Origin of the sequence: Microbacterium sp. K41 (genome assembly GCF_004794395.1) — a bacterium.
GTDB lineage: Bacteria > Actinomycetota > Actinomycetes > Actinomycetales > Microbacteriaceae > Microbacterium > Microbacterium sufflavum.
The window spans coordinates 1-4754 of sequence record NZ_SSDO01000127.1 but is presented as its reverse complement, the minus strand read 5'-3'; the positions used below and the strand labels follow the sequence as shown (position 1 = coordinate 4754).

Sequence of the window (4754 nt, the reverse complement as noted above, 5' to 3'; positions counted from 1 at the left end):
GCTGCTCCGGCTCGCCGCGGCGCGAGCGGCGGCTGCACCCGGAACTGCCCGGTCAGCAGCAGCACGAGGATCACCACCGCCGCGACCAGCCAGGCCGCGACACCCAGCGGTCCCGCCAGCGCGAGGTCGGGCTGTGTCGCGGCGAACAGCACCACCATCCCGGCCGCGGCGTTCAGCGAACCGTGCGCGACGACCGCCGGCCACACCGACCCGGAGCGCAGGCGCAGCCAGCCGAACAGCACACCCCACGCGACGCACCCGCCGACCATGAACAGCACGCCGGTGACGTCGGTGCGACCGAAGTTGTAGCCGAGCAGGATCACCGGACTGTGCCAGAGACCCCAGATGACACCGCTGAGCAGCAGTGCCGGCCAGGTGCCCAGCGGACGCAGGGCGGGCAGCAGCCACCCGCGCCACCCCAGTTCCTCACCGAACGCGAACCCCGCGTTGACCAGCGCGCCGAGCGGGATCATCGCGAGCTGCGCGAACACCACGACCTCGACCGGCGGCATCGGCGTGCCGGCGGGGAGCGCCCGTGCCAGCTCGGCCGCGAACGCCCCGGACGTCGGGTCGAGCCGCACCCAGCCGAGGGCGGCGGAGACCAGGATGCCGAGCGCCACCAGCAGCGGGGGGATCAGCCACGCCGCGACCAGGAGCCACACGACGCGCTTCGCCGGGCGCAGCGGCCAGAGCCCCAGGAAGCCCAGGCGCGCACCCGGCCTGGGCACCCGCATCACGAACACCACGAGCAGCGTCGCGAGGGCGGGCGTCAGCATCATGGCCGGCAGCAGGAGCGTCGAGATCGGCTCAGCGAGCCCCGCACCCAGCCAGAGCGGCAGGGCGACCAGCCAGGCGAGCCCGCAGGCTGTCGCGATGAACACGAGCACCGCGGCCCACGGCACGCGCGTCACGGCTCCCTCCGCGTCGCGCGTCGTGTCGTCGACGGTCATCGTCCACTCCTCTCGGTCGCCCCGTCGGGCCCTCCCCCGTGGTCCGTCCGCGCGGCGGCCCGATCGACGTAGGCCTGCAGCAGTGCCGCGGCCTCCTCCGCCCCGTCGATCGTCACGATGAACGGTCCGTGGTCGCGGCGCGCCACCTCGATCGCGGAGCCCTGTCGCATCACGATGCCGCTGCGGCCGTCCGGCGAGAAGCGCCACCCCCATCCGCCGAACTCCCCGAACGGCGAGACGGTCACGGCTCGCGCGGACACGATGCGGTCGACCGGGATGCGCTGACGCGGCCAGCCGAGCGGAGCCTGCGCCGTGAGGCCCTCGGGTGTCACACGGACCCGGAACGACGCCGTCGCGGCCACGGCAAACGCCACCACCACGGTCACCAGGACCGCGATCCACGCCCCGGTGATGCCGCCCGCGAGCATCCACACCGCCAGCGCGATCAGCCCGAGGAGGACGACCAGAAGGAAGGCCAGGGCCCCGCGGGGCATGGTCGTGGTGCCCACCCAGACCACCCGTTCCCCGTCGGCCACCCGCACGACGTGCCGCGGCTCGAGCGTGCGCCCGGGCTCGGGCCTCACCCTGGGCTGAATGAGCCAGGCGACACCTCCGGTGACGAGGAGAGCGGCGAACGCGAGCGCCGTCACGACGCCGACGCCCGGGACCTCGGCGGTCGACGCGAGGTCGCGCTGGATCCACAGCGACCCGAGGCTCAGCACCGCCGCGAACCCGGACATGCCGGCCGCGAGCGCACCCATCAGCCGGGCGGCTCCGCCCCAGTGCGCAGCCACCGCGGCGAGCGTGGTCGCGGCCATCAGGAGCGGGAGGCCGAGCCCGACGCCGAGGAGCAGCCAGAGGTAGACGATCGGGGCACCGAAGCGGTCGGCGCCGTCGAGACCCCAGTGCACCGCGACGGTGCCGGGGAGCGAGGGCAGCCAGGACAGCAGCACCGCGGCGGCGATGGCCGTGATGACCACGGGTGCGGCGACCGCTACCAGGACGAAGAGGAGGCGCGCCCGCCGCAGCAGCGCGGGCGGCGTGCGGGTGAGGTCGTGGGTCGTCATGGCGGATCCTCCTCTGTGGTGCGCGGTGTGGTGCGCGGTGTGGTGCGCGGTGTGGTCCGCTGTGCGGCGCGGGCGCTCCGGTCGTCGACGGGAGCGCGGTGGGTGCGGACGATGCCGGCGAGCGTCTCGGCGGAGACCCCCACCGCGGCGGCACGACGGACGAGTCCGTCGATCTCGTGCGCGAGCTCGACCAGCGGGGCCGCGGAGGCCGCGATCACCGCGCCCCTGCCGCGCCGGAGGTCGACGAGACCCTCGTCGCGCAGCCGCTGGTAGGCGTGCAGCACCGTGTGCTGGTTGATGTCGAGCGCAGTCGCGACGTCGCGCGCCGCGGGCAGCCGGTCGCCCGGGGTGAGCGCGCCCGCCAGGATGTCGGCCCGGATGGACGCGGCGACCTGGTCGTACAGCGCGTGCGGACTGTCGACGTCGACGCGGATCAGCATGGCGACCTCCTATCGCTACTTATTCTATGTCAAATAGAACAACTGTGCCAACCCTCCAGACGTCTTCGCCGGTCGCCGCCGCATCCTCCACACTGACCTCATGCGCATCACCCCCCGCCGCCTCGCGGTCGGCATGAGCCTGTGGATCCCGAACCTGTTCAGCGGCATCCGCGTGCGCCGGTTCAGCGAGGACTGGACCCACGCGACCGTCGAGCTGCACGTCAACGTCTTCACCCGCAACTACGTCAAGACGGCGTTCGGCGGCTCCATGTCGGCCATGACCGACCCGTACTTCTTCATGCTCGTGATGCACCAGCTCGGGCGCGACTACGTGGTGTGGGACACCCGCGGCGAGATCGAGTTCCTCAAGCCGGGACGCGGCGTGCTCACGGCCGAGTTCTCGGTGCCGCGGGAGAAGGCGGAGGAGCTGCGGCAGCGCGCCCACGGCGGCGGCAAGGTGCTCGAGTGGTTCGAGACCGTGATCACCGACCGCGACGGCGACACCGTGGCGAGGGTGCGGCGCCAGGTGTACATCCGCGAGAAGAAGCGCGTCACCGCCGCCCGCCGCTGACGCGACACCGGCCGTTCACCGGCACGTGGGACGATGGCCGCGTGCCCCTCGCCCGACGCCTGACCCTCGCCGACGCCGTCGCGATCGGCCTCGGCTCGATGATCGGCGCCGGCGTGTTCGCCGTGTGGGCCCCGGCCATCGGCGTCGCGGGCAGCGGCATCCTGATCGCCCTCGCGATCGCCGCCGTCGTGGCCTACTGCAACGCCACCGCGTCGGCACAGCTCGCCGCCGTCCACCCGGTCGCGGGCGGCACGTACGCCTACGCGCGCGCCGAGATCGGCCCGTGGTGGGGCTTCGTCGCCGGCTGGAGCTTCGTGATCGGCAAGATCGCGAGCTGCGCGGCCATGGCGATGACGTTCGCCGCCTACGCCGTCCCGCCCGCCTGGCAGACGCCGGTCGCGGTGCTCGCCGTCGCGGCGCTCGCGGTCGTCAACTGCTTCGGCGTCACCCGCACCGCGCTGCTGACCCGGATCCTCGTCGCCTGCTCCCTGCTCGGCCTCGCGGTCGTGGTGATCCTCGGGCTCGGCGCCGCTCCCACCTCGACCCCCGCCCCGCTGCCCGACGCGACCGCGTACGGCGTGCTCCAGGGAGCCGGGCTGCTGTTCTTCGCACTCGCCGGCTACGCCCGGATCGCGACGATGGGCGAGGAGGTCACCGACCCCGCGCGCACGATCCCCCGCGCGATCGCCCTGGCCCTCGGCGGCGCCGTGGTCGTCTATGCGCTGGTCGGCCTCACCGTGGTGCTGGTGCTCGGCGCCGAGGTGCAGGGCGCGACCGCGCCGCTGGCGGACGTGCTCGTCGCCGCCGGCTGGTCGTGGGCGACGCCCCTGGTGCGGATCGCCGCGGCGGCCGCGTCCCTCGGGGCACTACTGGCGCTGCTCACCGGCATCGGACGCACGGTGCTCGCGATGGCCAGGGAGGGCGACCTGCCGCGGTTCCTGTCCCGCATCGACGCCCGGCATCAGGTGCCCCAGCGCGCGGAACTCGTGCTCGCGGCGCTCGTGATCGCGCTGGTGCTGACGGCCGACCTGCGCACCGCGATCGGCTTCTCCTCGTTCGGGGTGCTGCTCTACTACCTGATCGCCAATGCCGCGGCCTTCCGTCAGCGCGGTGCCGCCCGACGGTCGCCGCGCGCGCTCCAGGTGGTCGGCGCGCTCGGCTGCCTGGTGCTCGTGAACACGCTGCCCGTGGCGGCGTCTCTCATCGGAACGGCCGGGGTCGTCGCCGGGGTGGCCTATCGACTCGTGCGGCTGCGGCTCGAACGGCGCGCCGATCACTCCCGCAGCGCGGAACGGTAGCCCCGCGGAGCGATGCCCAGCACGGCCCGGAAGTCCCGGGTCAGATGCGCGTGGTCGGCGTACCCGAGCTCGGCCGCGAGCGACGCCAGGTCGACCGCGGGCTCATCGCGCACGCGCTGCGCGGCCTCCTGCAACCGTCGGCGACGGATCATGGCCGCGGGCGACAGCCCCACGTGCCGTCGGGTGAGGCGCTGCAGGGTGCGCACCGACACCGCCAGGCGCGTCGCGGCCTCCTCGGGGGTCAGCGCCGCCCCGTCGCCGAACAGGGCGTCGAACACGGCGTTCGCGCCTCGGGCATCGTCGTCGTCCGCCGGCGCGTTCGCCACGAGCCAGCGGGAGAACGCCGCGACCGCGCGCTCCCGGTGCCCCTCCCCCGTCGACATCGCCGCCGACACCCCGTCGTGCAGCTCCGGTGCCGCGACCGCGCG

6 protein-coding genes are annotated in these 4754 nt (G+C 74.0%); 2 read left to right on the top strand and 4 right to left on the bottom strand.

The window, feature by feature from the left end:
• The 3 genes from DW309_RS02760 to DW309_RS02750 all read right to left on the bottom strand — a co-directional run.
• Positions 1-950 (bottom strand): CPBP family intramembrane glutamic endopeptidase (locus tag DW309_RS02760; RefSeq protein WP_136044494.1); only part of this gene is annotated, 950 nt, incomplete at its 3' end.
• On the bottom strand, positions 947-2017 hold the full coding sequence (locus tag DW309_RS02755) for a DUF1648 domain-containing protein (RefSeq protein ID WP_205812596.1): 1071 nt from the start codon (positions 2015-2017) through the stop codon (positions 947-949). The genes DW309_RS02755 and DW309_RS02760, both read right to left, overlap by 4 nt.
• Complete coding sequence (locus DW309_RS02750; RefSeq protein WP_136044493.1) at positions 2014-2457, bottom strand: GntR family transcriptional regulator; 444 nt, start codon at positions 2455-2457, stop codon at positions 2014-2016. The genes DW309_RS02755 and DW309_RS02750 overlap by 4 nt, the downstream gene beginning before the upstream one ends.
• A 100-nt stretch (positions 2458-2557) precedes the next feature.
• Here DW309_RS02750 and DW309_RS02745 point away from each other — a divergent pair, with 100 nt between their 5' ends.
• Together DW309_RS02745 and DW309_RS02740 are read left to right on the top strand one after the other, a co-directional pair.
• Complete coding sequence (locus tag DW309_RS02745; RefSeq protein WP_136044492.1) at positions 2558-3028, top strand: PaaI family thioesterase; 471 nt, start codon at positions 2558-2560, stop codon at positions 3026-3028.
• Between the two features lie 41 nt (positions 3029-3069).
• Positions 3070-4326, top strand: a complete 1257-nt coding sequence (locus DW309_RS02740) for an APC family permease (RefSeq protein WP_136044491.1) — start codon at positions 3070-3072, stop codon at positions 4324-4326.
• Here DW309_RS02740 and DW309_RS02735 read toward each other — a convergent pair.
• A partial coding sequence (locus DW309_RS02735; protein WP_136044490.1) for a helix-turn-helix domain-containing protein occupies positions 4302-4754 on the bottom strand: 453 nt, incomplete at its 5' end. The genes DW309_RS02740 and DW309_RS02735 overlap by 25 nt on opposite strands.

Excerpts from the sequence above, each read along its gene's own strand:
- DW309_RS02755 (WP_205812596.1), bottom strand. The coding sequence starts at position 2,017 with ATGACGACCCACGACCTCACCCGCACGCCGCCCGCGCTGCTGCGGCGG.
- DW309_RS02750 (WP_136044493.1), bottom strand. The coding sequence starts at position 2,457 with ATGCTGATCCGCGTCGACGTCGACAGTCCGCACGCGCTGTACGACCAG.
- DW309_RS02745 (WP_136044492.1), top strand. The coding sequence starts at position 2,558 with ATGCGCATCACCCCCCGCCGCCTCGCGGTCGGCATGAGCCTGTGGATC.